This is a genomic window from Mycolicibacterium pyrenivorans (assembly GCF_025821625.1).
GTDB lineage: Bacteria > Actinomycetota > Actinomycetes > Mycobacteriales > Mycobacteriaceae > Mycobacterium > Mycobacterium pyrenivorans.
Map to the genome: position 1 here is coordinate 1 of NZ_JACKSH010000084.1, position 425 is coordinate 425.

Consider the following 425-nt stretch of genomic DNA (forward strand, 5'->3'; position numbering starts at 1 on the left):
CAAAGACGTTCTGTTGGAAGACAACCTCGCGATGGCCAGTCGGCTCTGCGCCGCTGGCAACGGCGTCGACATCAGAATCTATCCTGAGTCACCCCACGGGTTCACCGGACATCCGACGGCAATGGCCGAAGCGGCCCTCGACGGGATCAATACGTGGCTGCTTGACCGAATCACCGCTGCCACAGGCTGACTGGTGCGGCCGCTCAACCCCGGCGGCTTCGATTTGGCTCGAATGGCGCGAGCAGGAATTCGTCGACAAAACGGGTGAAGGTGTCATCGACGTAAGCGGGGTGTTGAGTCCCGGCCCAATCCGCATTGCGCCGTAGAGCCTTGTGCCCGTTGGCAATACAGCGCTTCCGTCTGGTCTGAACCGCTCGGCAATGAAAAAATCGCTTTCGGCAGTTTGTAGGTTGGTCGTGTGGCTC

1 pseudogene is annotated in these 425 nt (G+C 60.0%); it reads left to right on the plus strand.

The features are described from left to right. A pseudogene (locus tag H7I57_RS10740) lies at nucleotides 1-190 on the plus strand (alpha/beta hydrolase); the annotation flags it as partial. Between the last annotated feature and the right edge of the window lie 235 nt (nucleotides 191-425).